12 protein-coding genes are annotated in these 14,393 nt (G+C 63.1%); 6 read left to right on the forward strand and 6 right to left on the reverse strand.

Annotated features, from left to right (window positions below; translation table 11 throughout):
* Window positions 1-25: 25 nt before the first annotated feature.
* The 3 genes from Q7F16_RS26750 to exaC all read right to left on the reverse strand — a co-directional run bounded on the left by Q7F16_RS26750 (window position 26) and on the right by exaC (window position 4,785).
* A complete protein-coding gene (locus Q7F16_RS26750) occupies window positions 26-1,420 on the reverse strand; it encodes an ethanolamine ammonia-lyase subunit EutB (RefSeq protein ID WP_409557343.1) in 1,395 nt (464 codons plus the stop codon).
* Window positions 1,421-1,622: 202 nt separating this feature from the next.
* Window positions 1,623-2,993: an ethanolamine permease gene (gene eat / locus Q7F16_RS26755; RefSeq protein WP_409557342.1), complete on the reverse strand. Its 1,371-nt coding sequence runs from the start codon at window positions 2,991-2,993 to the stop codon at window positions 1,623-1,625.
* 271 nt (window positions 2,994-3,264) lie between these two features.
* On the reverse strand, window positions 3,265-4,785 hold the full coding sequence (gene exaC, locus Q7F16_RS26760) for an acetaldehyde dehydrogenase ExaC (RefSeq protein ID WP_014340393.1): 1,521 nt from the start codon (window positions 4,783-4,785) through the stop codon (window positions 3,265-3,267).
* 477 nt (window positions 4,786-5,262) lie between these two features.
* Between exaC and Q7F16_RS26765 the strand changes: the two genes are divergently transcribed.
* The 4 genes from Q7F16_RS26765 to Q7F16_RS26780 all read left to right on the forward strand — a co-directional run bounded on the left by Q7F16_RS26765 (window position 5,263) and on the right by Q7F16_RS26780 (window position 9,814).
* Window positions 5,263-7,170 carry a sigma-54-dependent Fis family transcriptional regulator gene (locus tag Q7F16_RS26765; protein ID WP_409557341.1) on the forward strand — a complete coding sequence of 636 codons (1,908 nt, stop codon included), beginning with the start codon at window positions 5,263-5,265 and terminating at the stop codon, window positions 7,168-7,170.
* Window positions 7,171-7,558: 388 nt separating this feature from the next.
* A complete protein-coding gene (gene mpl, locus Q7F16_RS26770; RefSeq protein WP_003205915.1) occupies window positions 7,559-8,908 on the forward strand; it encodes a UDP-N-acetylmuramate:L-alanyl-gamma-D-glutamyl-meso-diaminopimelate ligase in 1,350 nt (449 codons plus the stop codon).
* On the forward strand, window positions 8,905-9,537 hold the full coding sequence (gene ubiX / locus Q7F16_RS26775) for a flavin prenyltransferase UbiX (RefSeq protein ID WP_053189919.1): 633 nt from the start codon (window positions 8,905-8,907) through the stop codon (window positions 9,535-9,537). Before mpl ends, ubiX begins: the two co-directional genes overlap by 4 nt.
* Complete coding sequence (locus Q7F16_RS26780; protein WP_409557340.1) at window positions 9,530-9,814, forward strand: YceK/YidQ family lipoprotein; 285 nt, start codon at window positions 9,530-9,532, stop codon at window positions 9,812-9,814. Before ubiX ends, Q7F16_RS26780 begins: the two co-directional genes overlap by 8 nt.
* 200 nt (window positions 9,815-10,014) lie before the next feature.
* Here Q7F16_RS26780 and Q7F16_RS26785 read toward each other — a convergent pair whose 3' ends face one another.
* The 3 genes from Q7F16_RS26785 to Q7F16_RS26795 form a co-directional block, all read right to left on the reverse strand.
* Window positions 10,015-10,656, reverse strand: a complete 642-nt coding sequence (locus Q7F16_RS26785; protein ID WP_014340389.1) for an oxidoreductase — start codon at window positions 10,654-10,656, stop codon at window positions 10,015-10,017.
* Window positions 10,657-10,683: 27 nt separating this feature from the next.
* Window positions 10,684-12,402 carry a C13 family peptidase gene (locus Q7F16_RS26790; protein WP_095963504.1) on the reverse strand — a complete coding sequence of 573 codons (1,719 nt, stop codon included), beginning with the start codon at window positions 12,400-12,402 and terminating at the stop codon, window positions 10,684-10,686.
* 102 nt (window positions 12,403-12,504) lie between these two features.
* Window positions 12,505-12,960, reverse strand: a complete 456-nt coding sequence (locus Q7F16_RS26795) for a MaoC family dehydratase (protein WP_003205908.1) — start codon at window positions 12,958-12,960, stop codon at window positions 12,505-12,507.
* 349 nt (window positions 12,961-13,309) lie between these two features.
* Here Q7F16_RS26795 and Q7F16_RS26800 point away from each other — a divergent pair, with 349 nt between their 5' ends.
* Both Q7F16_RS26800 and Q7F16_RS26805 read left to right on the forward strand, forming a co-directional pair.
* Window positions 13,310-13,675 (forward strand): CidA/LrgA family protein, encoded by a 366-nt coding sequence (locus tag Q7F16_RS26800; RefSeq protein ID WP_046065509.1) that lies wholly within the window; start codon window positions 13,310-13,312, stop codon window positions 13,673-13,675.
* Window positions 13,672-14,388, forward strand: coding sequence for an LrgB family protein (locus Q7F16_RS26805; protein ID WP_003205906.1), 717 nt, complete (start codon window positions 13,672-13,674; stop codon window positions 14,386-14,388). Before Q7F16_RS26800 ends, Q7F16_RS26805 begins: the two co-directional genes overlap by 4 nt.
* The last annotated feature ends 5 nt before the right edge of the window (window positions 14,389-14,393 follow it).

The raw sequence follows: 14,393 nt of genomic DNA on the forward strand, positions 1-14,393 counted from the left end.
GGCAACTCACTCATAAAAATGCGGCTCATCCCAAATGCGCGAGGGCGTGACGGAACGCCGGTGGCAGGTTGTCGCCGAACCGCACCCGGCCATCGGCCTGGGTGAAGATGCCCATGTTCGCCAGCCATGTTTCGAATTCCGGCGCCGGCTTCAGGCCCAGGGTCTGGCGGGCGTAGAGGGCGTCGTGGAACGAGGTGGTCTGGTAGTTGAGCATGATGTCGTCGGAGCCGGGGATGCCCATGATGAAGTTGATCCCGGCCACGCCCAGGAGGGTCAGCAGGGTGTCCATGTCGTCCTGGTCGGCTTCGGCGTGGTTGGTGTAGCAGATGTCGCAGCCCATCGGCACGCCCAGAAGCTTGCCGCAGAAGTGGTCTTCGAGGCCGGCGCGGATGATCTGTTTGCCGTTGTACAGGTACTCGGGGCCGATGAATCCTACAACCGTGTTCACCAGGAACGGGTTGAAATGCCGTGCCACGGCGTAGGCTCGGGTCTCGCAGGTCTGTTGATCGACGCCGTGGTGGGCGTTGGCTGACAGCGCGCTGCCCTGGCCGGTTTCGAAATACATCAGGTTGTTGCCCAAGGTGCCGCGATTCAGGCTGAGCCCGGCGTCGTAGCCTTCTTTCAAGATGCTCAGGCTGATGCCGAAACTGGCGTTGGCCGCTTCGGTGCCGGCGATGGACTGGAACACCAGGTCCAGGGGCACACCGCGGTTTGCCGCTTCGATGGAGGTGGTGACGTGGGTCAGCACGCAGCCCTGGGTGGGGATGTCGTAGCGCTGGATGATGGCGTCGAGCATTTCCAGCATCGCGCAGATCGAGGCGGTGCTGTCGGTGGCCGGGTTGATGCCGATCATGGCGTCGCCGTTGCCGTAGAGCAGGCCGTCGAGGATGCTCGCGGCGATGCCGGCGGGTTCGTCGGTGGGGTGGTTGGGTTGCAGGCGGGTGGACAGGCGCCCGCGCAGGCCGAGGGTGCCGCGGAATTTGGTCACCACGCGGACTTTCTGCGCCACCAGCACCAGGTCTTGCACGCGCATGATTTTCGACACGGCGGCGACCATTTCCGGCGTCAGGCCCGGGGCCAGGGCGCGCAGGCTCTGTTCATCGGCGGCGTCGCTGAGCAGCCAGTCGCGAAAACCGCCGACGGTGAGATGGCTGACGGTGGCGAAGGCTTGTTTATCGTGAGTGTCGACGATCAGCCGGGTGACTTCGTCGACCTCGTAAGGAATCAGCATTTCTTGCAGGAAATGGCTGAGGGGCAGGTCGGCCAGCGCCATTTGCGCGGCCACCCGCTCACCATCGTTGAGCGCCGCGACCTCGGCCAGAAAATCCCCGGAACGCGCCGGGCTGGCCTTGGCCATCAGGTCTTTGAGGCTGTCGAAGCGGTAGGTCTGGGCGCCGACGGAATGGGCGAATGCGGCCATGGGGCGGTGTCCTCCTGGTTCTCTAAATAACTCAAATACAACCCGTAACCCTGTGGGAGCGAGCTTGCTCGCGATAGCGGAGTGTCAGCAAAGTATCTGTTAACTGATACACCGCTATCGCGAGCAAGCTCGCTCCCACAGGAGGACGGCGTGCACTTTTAAATAGCAGGCACCAGGCCCTCAGCCCGGTGCCGGTGCAACTTCAGATACCTGTGAGCATAGCGTCCGCCGGTGCATCGGAGCGTTGCTTGGCGGTCAGTTGGAAGTACAGGTAGCCGACCACCATGAACGCCAGGAACACCAGGCCGATCAGGGTGTTGAACCACGCCATCGCCACCAGGCACACCACCGCCAGGAACAACGCAATCCCTGGCACGATCGGGTAGCCCGGGGCGCGGAAGGTGCGTTCCAGGTTCGGTTCGGTCTTACGCAGCCTGAACAGGCTGAGCATGCTGATGATGTACATCACGATGGCGCCGAACACCGACATGGTGATCATCGCCGCCGTCAGGCTCATGCCCTGCAGGTTGACCAGTCCATCGCTGTAGATCGCCGCAATGCCGATGACGCCGCCGGCCAGGATCGCCCGGTGTGGGGTCTGGAAGCGCGACAGTTTCGCCAGGCCACGGGGCAGGTAGCCGGCCCGGGCCAGGGCGAAGAACTGCCGCGAGTAGCCGAGGATGATCCCGTGGAAACTCGCCACCAGGCCGAACAGGCCGATCCACACCAGCATGTGCATCCACGTTGAATCGTTGCCGACCACGGCCTTCATGGCCTGGGGCAGCGGGTCGTTGATGTTCGACAGTTGGCGCCAGTCACCCACGCCGCCGGCCATGATCATCACGCCGATGGCGAGGAACACCAGGGTCAGGATGCCGCTGACATAGGCACGGGGAATCGTGCGTTTCGGGTCCTTGGCTTCTTCGGCGGCCATGGCCGCGCCTTCGATGGCGAGGAAGAACCAGATCGCGAAGGGGATCGCCGCAAAAATGCCCGGGATCGAGGCGAGGGTGAACTCATTGGAGCCGGCCCAGCCGTTGAGCACGAAGTTACTGAAGCTGAAGCCCGGCGCGACCACGCCCATGAACACCAGCAACTCGGCGACCGCCAGCACGGTGACCACCAGCTCGAAGGCGGCGGCGATGCTGACGCCGAGGATGTTCAGGGTCATAAATATGATGTACGCGCCGACCGCCGCGAGCTTGGGGTCCAGCTCGGGGAATTGCACGTTGAGGTAGGCGCCAATCGCCATCGCGATGGCCGGGGGCGCAAAGACGAATTCGATCAGGGTGGCGATCCCGGCGATCAATCCGCCTTTCTCGCCAAAGGCCCGTCGGCTGTAGGCAAAAGGCCCGCCGGCGTGAGGAATTGCGGTGGTCAGTTCGGTGAAACTGAAGATGAAGCAGGTGTACATCAACGCCACCATGAGGGCGGTGACGAGAAACCCGAGGGTGCCTGCGGTGCCCCAGCCGTAGCTCCAGCCGAAGTATTCGCCGGAAATCACCAGGCCGACGGCAATACCCCATAAATGCAGGGTGCCGAGTGTGGGTTTGAGTTGGGTGGTAGAAGTCATAAGTCCTCTCTGTCTTTTTTATTGTTTGATCTGTTGGACTTTCGGGATTGCTGTGGAGCGGGCACGCAAGGCTCATGCCAGAGCGGTGGGACGGTAGTTTGATGTTGTCAGTGAGGGTGCCATCGCGAGCAAGCTCGCTCCCACAGTGGATCTGTTTCAACCCTGGAAACGAGTTATCCACAGATCCCTGTGGGGGCGAGCCTGCTCCGGGCGGCGATCCGACGATAGCTATCTAAAGGGCCAGGCAAGATGACCTGCCTGGCCCAAGGGCTTAGAAGAACCCCAACGGATTGATGTCGTAGCTCACCAGCAGGTTCTTGGTCTGCTGGTAGTGATCGAGCATCATCTTGTGCGTCTCACGACCCACGCCGGACTTCTTGTAGCCACCGAACGCGGCGTGCGCCGGGTACAGGTGGTAGCAGTTGGTCCAGACACGACCGGCCTTGATCGCCCGGCCCATGCGGTAGGCGCGGTTGATGTCGCGGGTCCAGAGGCCGGCGCCGAGGCCGAACTCGGTGTCGTTGGCGATCGCCAGGGCTTCGGCTTCGTCCTTGAAGGTGGTGATGCTCACCACTGGGCCGAAGATTTCTTCCTGGAACACGCGCATTTTGTTGGTGCCCTTGAGCAGGGTCGGCTGGATGTAATACCCGGTCGCCAGGTTGCCTTCGAGTTTTTCCACCTTGCCGCCGGTCAGCAGCTCGGCGCCTTCGCCCTTGGCGATTTCCAGGTACGAAAGAATCTTGTCGAATTGCTGCTCGGACGCCTGGGCGCCGACCATGGTCTCGGTGTCCAGCGGGTCGCCGCGTTTGATCTGCAGGACTTTCTTCATCACCACTTGCATGAATTCGTCGTAGATCGACTCCTGCACCAGGGCGCGGGATGGGCAGGTGCAGACTTCGCCCTGGTTGAAGAACGCCAGCACCAGGCCTTCGGCGGCTTTCTCGATGAAGCTCGGCTCGGCTTGCATGATGTCTTCGAAGAAGATGTTCGGCGATTTGCCGCCCAGTTCCACGGTAGACGGGATGATGTTCTCGGCAGCACATTTCATGATGTGCGAGCCGACCGGGGTGGAACCGGTGAAGGCGATTTTGGCGATGCGCTTGCTGGTGGCGAGGGCTTCGCCGGCTTCTTTGCCGAAACCTTGCACCACGTTCAGTACGCCAGGCGGCAGCAGGTCGCCGATCAGCTCCATGAGCACGCAGATGCCCAGTGGGGTTTGCTCGGCCGGCTTGAGCACCACGCAGTTACCGGCGGCCAGGGCCGGGGCGAGTTTCCAGGCGGCCATCAGCAGCGGGAAGTTCCACGGGATGATCTGCCCGACCACGCCCAGCGGTTCATGGATGTGGTAGGCCACGGTGTTGCCGTCGATCTCGGCGGCGCTGCCTTCCTGGGCCCGCAGGCAACCGGCGAAGTAGCGGAAGTGGTCGGCGGCCAGGGGGATGTCGGCGTTGAGGGTTTCGCGCACGGCTTTGCCGTTGTCCCAGGATTCGGTGATCGCCAGGACTTCGAGGTTGGCTTCGATGCGGTCGGCGATTTTCAACAGGACCAGCGAACGCGCCTGGGCCGACGTGGCACCCCAGGCATCAGCGGCAGCGTGGGCGGCGTCCAGGGCTTTTTCGATGTCTTCGGCCGTGGAGCGCGGGAATTCGGCAATGGGCTGGCCATTGACCGGGGAAGTGTTGGTGAAGTACTGACCTTTGACAGGCGCGACGAACTCGCCGCCGATGTAGTTACCGTATTTGCTCTTGAACGAAACGATAGCGCCTTCAGTACCGGGGTGAGCGTAACGCATGATGAGTTCTCCTTGGCTTTTGTGCTTATACGGGAGGGCCGCGCAAAATTGAGCGCTGGTAATTAAGCCTAGAGCAAAGGTTGGGCCATTGCCTTGCGGGGCCCGTAAATCAAGACTTTAGGAGGAGTTGGTCGGACAAACGGATGCCCTGCGTGACGATTGCGATACAGCGGGTGTGACAGTTTGTGCCAGATGCGAGACAGTCTGTGACTGACAGGTCGCGCCAGCATTGCAAAGGTGGTTGGGCTGGAGGATGCTGGACCTCGACGGCGAGGCCATGGACGGACCGCTTTTGTGGCGAGGGAGCTTGCTCCCGCTGGAGCGCGAAGCGGTCCCAAGGCAGCCAGCTCGGTCAGCCTGATACACCGCAAACTCAGGTTTTGGGGCTGCTGCGCAGCCCAGCGGGAGCAAGCTCCCTCGCCACGGGGTAATGTGTCGGCAGGTCCAAAAGGTCCTTCAGGGGAGAATAATAAGAACATGCACAGCAACCATTTGAGTCGCCATGCCCAGCAAGTCCTGACGGTCACCCAGGGCAAGGCCCATTTGCAGGGCCCTGGCAGCGATCCGTCGATTGCCCGTTCCTGGCTGCGCTGCCTCGAGGACTATCACCTCGACCCGGCCCAGAACCTGGCGCCGACGGTGCTCGAACATGGCCGGGTGCTGGAAAGCCGCGAGCGCTTGCAGCAGGTGCTGCACATCGCCGGCAATGAAATGACCAGCCTGCACCAGCAACTCTCCGGCGCCGGCCACGCGGTGTTGCTGACCGACGCCCGAGGCGTGATCCTCAACTGCGTCACGGCCCCCAGCGAACGGAAGATTTTCGAACGGGCCGGCCTCTGGCTCGGTGCCGACTGGAGCGAAGCCTGCGAAGGCACCAACGGCATCGGCACCTGCCTGGTGGAGCGCCAGGCCCTGACCATCCACCAGGAAGAACATTTTCGTGGCCGCCATACCGGCCTGACCTGCTCGGCCAGCCCGGTGTTCGATCCCCAGGGCGAACTGCTGGCGGTGCTCGACGTGTCTTCGGCCCGGCCGGACGTGTCGCGCCAGAGCCAGTTCCACACCATGGCCCTGGTCAATCTCTCGGCGAAGATGATCGAGAGCTGCTATTTCCTCCGTTGCTTCGACAATCAATGGTTGCTGCGCTTTCACTTGCAGGCCGAGTCCGTGGGACTGTTCAGCGAAGGCTTGATGGCGTTCAACGGCGAAGGGCGGATCAGCGCCGTCAACCAGAGCGCGCTGAACCTCTTGGGGCATATTCGCGGCAGCTTGCTCGGTCAGCGGGTGGAGGACTTTTTCGACTGTTCGTTGGACGAATTACTCGGCCGCGCGAGTGTAAATGCCAGTGCGAGCTGGCCGCTGCGCACCCGTGACGGTCGGCATTTGTTCGCCGTGTTGCGGGGGCAGCCGCGCAGCGTGCCGGTGCCGGTTGCTCCGCTGATCAAGGCCATCGAGCCCGCGCGCCTGCCGGGCATCTGCCTGGGGGATGCGGCGTTGCAGGAACATTTTCGCAAGGCGCTGCGGGTGTTCGAGCGCGATGTACCGCTGCTGATTCAGGGCGAAACCGGCTCCGGCAAGGAGGCGTTCGCCAAGGCCGTGCACCACGCCAGCCAGCGCGCCGGCAAGCATTTTGTCGCCCTCAACTGCGCGGCCATCCCGGAAAGCCTGATCGAGAGCGAGCTGTTCGGCTATCGCGGCGGCAGCTTCACCGGCGCGCGCAAGGAAGGCATGCGTGGCAAGCTGCAACAGGCCGACGGCGGCACGCTGTTCCTCGATGAAATCGGCGACATGCCCCTGGCCTTGCAGACCCGTTTGCTGCGGGTGCTGGAAGACCGCCAAGTGGTGCCCATCGGCGGCGAGCCCGAGGCGGTGAACGTGCGGATCATCAGCGCCACCCACCGGCAGTTGCTGGATCGGGTGCAGGACGGCAGTTTTCGTGAGGACTTGTACTACCGCCTCAATGGCCTGGAAATCCCGCTGCCGGCGTTGCGCGAACGCAGTGATAAGTCGCAGTTGCTGGATTTTTTGCTGGCTGAAGAGAGCGGTGCCGAGACGGTGTCCATCGACGAACCGGCGCGCCAGGCGTTGCTGGGGTTCGACTGGCCGGGCAACGTGCGGCAACTGCGCAACGTGCTGCGGACCCTTGCCGCGCTGTGCGATGGCGGGCGGATCGGGTTGGAGGACTTGCCGGCCATGATCCGCCAGCGTCCGTCGATGGCGCTGGTTGAAACGGTGGCGGAGCGGCCGCTGGCGGATGCCGAGCGCCTGGCGTTGCTCGATGCACTGGAGCGCCAGCGCTGGCACATGACCCACACGGCGGAACAACTGGGGATCAGCCGCAATACCCTCTACCGCAAGCTGCGTAAGCACGCGATTGCCCGCTGAACCACTGATAATTAATCTGCTGACTGCTGACTGCTGACTGCTGACTGCTGACTGCTGTTGTGGCGAGGGAGCTTGCTCCCGCTGGGCTGCGCAGCAGCCCCAAGCTTTCTTTCCACCCTGAAACCGAAGGCGACTGCTGCGCAGTCGAGCGGGAGCAAGCTCCCTCGCCACAAAAGCAGCCAGTAGCGAGCCGGGGTTGTGCGGTCAACTGTGGGAGCGAGCTTGCTCGCGATGACGTCGGCACATTCAATATCGCTGCAAGCTGATCCACCGCTATCGCGGGCAAGCCTTGCTCCCACAGAAGGCCGCCTGTGCGCCGAGGTTCAAACACAAGGTGCGATTTCCCCCTCCCTAGGCTAACCTGCGGCCATGTTTTACGAGGTCGACTATGCACATCCATATTCTCGGTATTTGCGGCACTTTCATGGGTTCGATGGCGGTCCTGGCCAAGGAACTGGGCCATCACGTGACCGGTTCCGACGCCAACGTCTACCCGCCGATGAGCACTCAGCTGGAAGCCCAGGGCATCGAACTGACCCAAGGCTATGACCCGGCGCAACTGGACCCGGCGCCGGACCTGGTGGTCATCGGCAATGCCATGTCCCGGGGCAACCCGGCGGTCGAGTACGTGCTCAACAAAGGCCTGCCGTATGTGTCCGGGCCGCAGTGGCTTGCCGATCACGTGCTGCAGGGCCGTTGGGTCCTGGCCGTGGCCGGTACCCACGGCAAGACCACCACCAGCAGCATGCTCGCCTGGGTGTTGGAACACGCCGGCATGAGCCCGGGTTTCCTGATCGGTGGCGTGCCGCAGAATTTCTCGGTGTCGGCGCGGCTGGGTGGCACGCCGTTCTTCGTGATCGAGGCCGATGAATACGACAGCGCGTTTTTCGACAAGCGCTCGAAATTCGTCCACTACCGTCCCCGCACCGCGATCCTCAACAACCTTGAGTTCGATCATGCGGACATCTTCCCCGATCTGCCGGCCATCGAGCGGCAGTTCCACCATTTGGTGCGCACTATCCCGAGTGAAGGCCTGGTGATTCACCCGACCACCGAGCCGGCCTTGCAGCGCGTGATCGAGATGGGTTGCTGGACCCCGGTGCAAACCACCGGCGCCGGTGGGCAGTGGCAGGTGAAGTTGCTCAAGGATGACGGTTCGCAGTTCGAAGTCATGTTTGAAGGTGTGTCCCAAGGCGTGGTCGAGTGGGACATGACCGGCCAGCACAACGTCGCCAATGCCCTGGCGACCTTGGCGGCGGCCCGGCATGTCGGCGTGGTGCCGTCCATGGGCATTGCCGCGTTGAGCGCGTTCAAGAGCGTGAAGCGGCGGATGGAGAAGGTCGCCGAAGTGCGCGGTATCACCATCTATGACGACTTCGCCCATCACCCGACCGCCATCGCCACCACCCTCGACGGTTTGCGCAAGCGCATCGGCGATGCGCCGCTGATTGCGATCATCGAGCCGCGGTCCAACTCCATGAAGCTCGGCGCGCACCGCGATGGCCTGCCGGAAAGCGTGGTCGATGCCGACCAGGTGATCTGGTACGCCCCGGCCAACCTCGGCTGGGACCTCGGCGCCACTGCGGCGCTGTGCACGGTGCCGTCGATTGTCAGCGATTCCCTGGAAGGCATCATCGAGCGCGTGAAGAGCCAGGCTCAGCCCGGTACTCACGTGGTGATCATGAGCAACGGCGGCTTCGGCGGCCTGCACGGCAAACTGGCCGAGGCCCTGAAATGAGCAATGGCCCCGAACGCATCACGCTGGCGATGACCGGTGCGTCCGGCGCCCAGTACGGTTTGCGCCTGCTCGATTGCCTGGTGCGTGAAGACCGCGAGGTACACTTCCTCATCTCCAAGGCCGCGCAACTGGTGATGGCCACCGAGACCGACGTGACCCTGCCGTCCAAGACCCAGATGATGCAAGCCTTCCTCACCGAATACACCGGTGCGGCGGCGGGGCAGATTCGCGTGTATGGCAAGGAAGACTGGATGTCGCCAGTGGCCTCGGGCTCCGGCGCGCCGGCCGCCATGGTGGTGGTGCCGTGTTCCACCGGGACGCTGTCGGCGATTGCCACCGGGGCCTGCAACAACCTGATCGAACGGGCGGCGGACGTGACGCTCAAGGAACGCCGCCAGTTGATCCTGGTGCCGCGGGAAGCGCCGTATTCGAGCATTCACCTGGAGCACATGCTCAAGCTGTCGAACATGGGCGTGACCATCCTGCCGGCCTCGCCGGGTTTCTATCACCAGCCGCAGACCATTGATGACCTGATCGATTTCGTGGTCGCGCGGATCCTCAATCTGCTGAACATCCCCCAGGACATGTTGCCGCGCTGGGGCGAACATCATTTGAGCAGCGATGAATAAGCTGCTGATTGTGCTGCTGGCGCTGCAGCTGACCGGCTGCGCCACCGCCCGCACCCTCGACGCCGCCAAGCCTGGCGCGCCGGTGGTGTACGCCGGGACACGCCTGGATCTGTACGCCCTCAACGGTGGTTGCTGCGCCAAGGACCGCTTTGGTGCCGAGGCACCGCGTTACCCGGGGCTCGATCTGCCGGGCAGTACGCTGCTCGATACCTTGTTGTTGCCGTTGTCGTTGTTTACGGCGATAGGTGTGGGGTTTCAGGCTACGGGCGGGCTGTAACGAACATCACGGTGCCTTGGTCTGCCCGGAACCTGTGGCGAGGGAGCTTGCTCCCGCTGGGCTGCGAAGCGGCCCCAAGTTTTTCCTCTGAAACCCAAGGCGACTGCTGCGCAGTCGAGCGGGAGCAAGCTCCCTCGCCACAATGGGGGCCTGGTCTTGGATTGGGGGGGCTCGCGATGGCGCCCGCTCAGACGCCGCAATCATTTGCCGAGCTTGCGCAACTCATCCGACTCCACCACCCGCACCCCATCCTGCTCTTCCAGCGCCAGGCGCCACATGGCCCGGGCCAGTTGGCAGGCTTCGATGCCGTGGTACTTGCCCGGGATCAGCTTGGACAAGGGCCCGGCCAGTTGCTCGGCCAGGCGCGGTTCGACGCGGTCGCCCAGCAGCAGGGAAGGCCGGCAAATGGTCAGTTGCGGCCAGCCCTGGGTCTTGAGTGCCGCTTCCATTTCACCTTTGACCCGGTTGTAGAAGATCGATGACTTGGCGTCGGCCCCCAGCGCGCTGATCACCACCAGGTGCCGTGCGCCCAGTTCCCGGGCGCGCTTGGCAAACGTCACCACCAGGTCCAGGTCCACCGCGCGAAAGGCTGCTTCGGAGCCGGCTTTCTTGATGGTTGTGCCGAGACAGCAGAAGGCGATGTCCACTTGGCCGCTGAGTTGTGGCAGCACCTGGGCCGGCTCCCCAACCGGGTTTTCCAAGTGTGGATGCTCAGCCAGTGGCCGGCGTGAAGGCGCCAAGACGCGAGTGATGGTCGGCTCGTTGAGCAGCCGGTCCAGTAGGTGTTCCCCGGTCAGCCCGGTCGCACCGGCGAGCAAAACATGCTGAGGCGTCAAGTACATAGTGTTTCCCCCTTGATACGGTTCAGCTTAGTTGCTCTTTGTCGCCTCGTCGTTCAATGCAGCACTTTGCAATGCTTTACGTGCCTGCTGTTTGCGCAGCAGTTGCCAGTGGGAAAGGACCGTCCTCGGCGCCCACATCTGGGGTTCGGAGGCTTCGAAGTTGTCGGCCTGTTCGCGTTCGGCCACGGTGGCCTTGGCCCGTTTGAAGGCCTGCTCCAGGTCGTCGGTCTGGTTCAATGCCTGGGCGAACAGCGCATCGCCGAAATAGGTGAAATTGGCTTCCTCGGAGCAGCCGAAGGACACTCGGTCGGCCCGGGAAGCGGTCATGATCAAGGTGCGTTCGTCCTTGAGTGCCGGGATGAAGCCGCCGGAATAACAGGCCGAGATCACCACGATCTTGTCGCGGTTCTTCAGCGGTGCGAGGACCACGGCCAGTTCGTCGGCGGGCAGGTCAGCCAGTTCCATGCGCGGCTGGTCGAGCACCAGTTCATGCTCGCTGGTGCCGTGGCTGGTCAGGTAGATGAAAATCAGGTCTTCCGGGCCGCTGCGTTCGGCCAGGGTGGCGGCGGCGCGGCGCAGGCTTTCGCGGCTGGCCATGGGCCGGTCGCCGAGGTGATCGCGGTGGTTCACCAGGCGGATCTGGCCGAATGCGCCGAAACGGCTGGTGAGCATGTTGGCGACATAGTCGGATTCGCGCAGGAACACGCTTTGCTTGCCGTCGCCGCCCAGGGTCAGGCTGTACAGCTCCACCGCCGGGGTCGAGGCCGGGATGTTGGCCAGGGCGTCCTCCAGCAGGCGGCCCTGGGCCAGCAGGCCGAGTTCGAGGACATCCGGCAGCAGCCTGCCACCAGCGTCGCGCACCCGCTGGCCGTTGGCCCAGGTGCCGCTTTGCACGGTGCCGTCGGTCAGCGCCAGGGTGCCGCGCCCGTGGTAACTGTCGCTTTCGAACTGGCCGACGTAAAAGCTGCCGTCGGGCAGGTTCAGGCGGCCTTCGCCGGTAAAGCGCCAATCATTGAATTGACCGAGATAGTGGCTGCCGTCGGCACCGATCAGTTCGCCCTTGCCGGTCAGTGCGCCATCCTTGAACTGGCCGATCCAGACATCGCCGTCGGCATTTTCGTAGCGACCGCGACCGTTGAGCTGGTTGTTCTTGAAGCCGCCGATGTAGACATCGCCCTCGGCACTGTTGAAGGTGCCCTTGCCTTGCAGTTGCCCGTCGACAAAATGGCCGGTGAACTGGTTGCCGCTGGCATCGAAGCGCTGGCCTTCACCGTTGGGCTTGCCGTTGACGAATGGGCCCTGGTATTGGCTGCCGTCGTCGAGTTCCAGGCGTCCGAGACCGGAATAGCGGTCGGCCTTGAACTCGCCCCGGTAGGTCATGCCGTTTTCCTTGAGCGTCCCTTCACCGTCCCGCCGCCCCAGCTTGAAGCCGCCGGTGTAGCTGCTGCTCGGTGTGGTCAGGCTGCCCTGGCCGTGGAACAGGCCCTGCTGGAACTGGCCGCGATAGACTTCGCCATTGCTGCCATGCCATTCCCCTTTGCCGTGCCACTGGCCTTTGTCGAACTGCCCGGCGTACCAGCTGCCATTGGGGTAATCGATGCGCCCCTGGCCTTGCAGCAGCCCGTCCACCAGGTCGCCGCGATAGCGGCCGCCATCGGGCAGGCGCGCGTCGGGAGGCAGCGGCGATTCGCCGTTGCCACAGGCGGTGAGCAGCAGGGTCAGGGTCAGTGGGACGAATAAGCGCATAACGGGATCCAGGTCATCAGGCCACGAGTATGCCGCAGCTATGCCCCTTGGATACAGAGAAGCGATGCGAAACTGCCTGAGCGGTTTCGCGACCGCACAGGTTTACACGAAGCAGAGCGACAGCGGCTCGGCGATGTAGGCCGGTTTTTCCGAACCTTCGATCTCCAGCGTGGCGGTGGCCTTGAGCAGCCATTGGCCGGGTTTTTTCTCGGTGACTTCCACCAGGTCGACCTTGAGCCGGACCTTGGAATCGACCTTCACCGGTTGGATGAAGCGCACGCTGTCCAGCCCGTAGTTGACGACCATTTTCACACCCTCGGGCAGGATCAGGATGTCTTCCATCAGCTTGGGCATCAGCGACAGCGACAGGAAACCGTGGGCGATGGTGCTGCCAAACGGGGTCTGTGCGGCCTTGACCGGATCGACGTGGATGAACTGAAAGTCGCCAGTGGCTTCGGCGAACAGGTTGATGCGCTCCTGATCGATGGTGAGCCATTCGGAACGTCCAAGTTCCTTGCCGACATAATCTTTGAGCGCTGCAACGGGGACGTAGGGCATTGAGACTCTCCTTGGGTTCATCTGTTGTACTTTTTCTGGAACGGGGATCGGCATCCCCGGAGAACCACTGTAGATCAACATGGCGCGCAAGTAAGGTCACCGAACATGCTTTTTACGAATGCCGACCCATAGCGCGGGCATGCTTATAATGCCGGCGCATTCTTTGCAATTCCGTTCACTTGACGTGTGCGTTTGATTTCGTGGCGAGGGAGCTTGCTCCCGCTGGGCTGCGCAGCGGCCCCATTTTATGAGCGCTTCGCACTCAAGCGGGAGCAAGCTCCCTCGCCACACAATCACGCCGTGAACCGAATTGGCGCGTTCATTGAGTCTGTTGCAGGGGAGAGAGCGGATGTTGCTACGGGGCCTGACCTGGCTGGTGCTGTTTCAATTGCTGGGCACTGCGATCAATCATTTGTTCTTGCCGGTGCTGCCGGGGCCGATCATTGGCCTGCTGTTGCTGCTCGGCTATCTGGTGGTGCGCGGCGAAGTCAGCGAGCCGTTGAACCTGGCGGCCGGCAGCCTGCTGCGTTACCTGCCATTGCTGCTGGTGCCGCCCGCCGTGGGGGTGATGGTCTACGCCGGGGCCATTGCCGCCGATTTCTGGGCCATCGTCGGCGCATTGACCTTGTCCCTGGTGCTGTCCGTGGCGTTGACGGGAGTGCTGATGCAGCGCCTGGCCCGCCGTCACATCGCCGCCCCGGAGGACAGCCAATGATGCTCGACTGGCAGGGCGCCTGGACCTCGGTGATTCACCATCCGCTGTTCGGCATCGGCATTACCCTGGGCGCCTATCAACTGGTACTGGCGGCGTTCGAAAAGACCCGCTGGGTGTTCCTGCAACCGGTGCTGATGTCGATGGTGCTGTTGATCGTCGTGCTGGTCGGTTGCGGCATCGACTATGCCGAATACCGCAAGAGCACCGAGATCCTCAGCATCCTGCTGGGCCCGGCCACGGTCGCCCTGGCGGTGCCGCTGTATTTGAACCTGCGACGGATCCGGCAGTTGTTCTGGCCGATTTTTACTACGCTGGTGATAGCTGGGGTGTTTGCCACGGGCTCTGCGGTGGTGTTGGGCTGGGCCTTCGGTGCCGAGCACATGATTCTGATGACCATGGCGCCCAAGTCCGTGACTTCGCCGATCGCCATGCTGGTGGCCGAGCAGATCGGCGGCGTGGCGGCCATGGCGGCGGTGTTCGTGTTGATCACCGGTGTGCTTGGGGCCATTCTCGGCCCGAGCATTTTGACCCGGTTGGGTGTCCATAGCCCTGAAGCCCGGGGCATGGCCCTGGGGCTGGCGGCCCATGCCGTGGGCACGTCGGTGGCGTTGCAGGAAAGCGAGGAAACCGGCGCCTTTGCGGCGCTGGCGATGAGTCTGATGGGCGTGGCTACCGCGGTGTTGCTGCCGTTGGTGGTGTCGATGACGGTTTAAGGAAT

This window comes from Pseudomonas sp. Lb2C2 (genome assembly GCF_052112205.1).
GTDB lineage: Bacteria > Pseudomonadota > Gammaproteobacteria > Pseudomonadales > Pseudomonadaceae > Aquipseudomonas > Aquipseudomonas kilonensis.

Coding starts and splice junctions, on each gene's coding strand:
- Q7F16_RS26750 (WP_409557343.1), bottom strand. CDS start 1,420: ATGGCCGCATTCGCCCATTCCGTCGGCGCCCAGACCTACCGCTTCGAC.
- eat (WP_409557342.1), bottom strand. CDS start 2,993: ATGACTTCTACCACCCAACTCAAACCCACACTCGGCACCCTGCATTTA.
- exaC (WP_014340393.1), bottom strand. CDS start 4,785: ATGCGTTACGCTCACCCCGGTACTGAAGGCGCTATCGTTTCGTTCAAG.
- Q7F16_RS26765 (WP_409557341.1), top strand. CDS start 5,263: ATGCACAGCAACCATTTGAGTCGCCATGCCCAGCAAGTCCTGACGGTC.
- mpl (WP_003205915.1), top strand. CDS start 7,559: ATGCACATCCATATTCTCGGTATTTGCGGCACTTTCATGGGTTCGATG.
- ubiX (WP_053189919.1), top strand. CDS start 8,905: ATGAGCAATGGCCCCGAACGCATCACGCTGGCGATGACCGGTGCGTCC.
- Q7F16_RS26780 (WP_409557340.1), top strand. CDS start 9,530: ATGAATAAGCTGCTGATTGTGCTGCTGGCGCTGCAGCTGACCGGCTGC.
- Q7F16_RS26785 (WP_014340389.1), bottom strand. CDS start 10,656: ATGTACTTGACGCCTCAGCATGTTTTGCTCGCCGGTGCGACCGGGCTG.
- Q7F16_RS26790 (WP_095963504.1), bottom strand. CDS start 12,402: ATGCGCTTATTCGTCCCACTGACCCTGACCCTGCTGCTCACCGCCTGT.
- Q7F16_RS26795 (WP_003205908.1), bottom strand. CDS start 12,960: ATGCCCTACGTCCCCGTTGCAGCGCTCAAAGATTATGTCGGCAAGGAA.
- Q7F16_RS26800 (WP_046065509.1), top strand. CDS start 13,310: ATGTTGCTACGGGGCCTGACCTGGCTGGTGCTGTTTCAATTGCTGGGC.
- Q7F16_RS26805 (WP_003205906.1), top strand. CDS start 13,672: ATGATGCTCGACTGGCAGGGCGCCTGGACCTCGGTGATTCACCATCCG.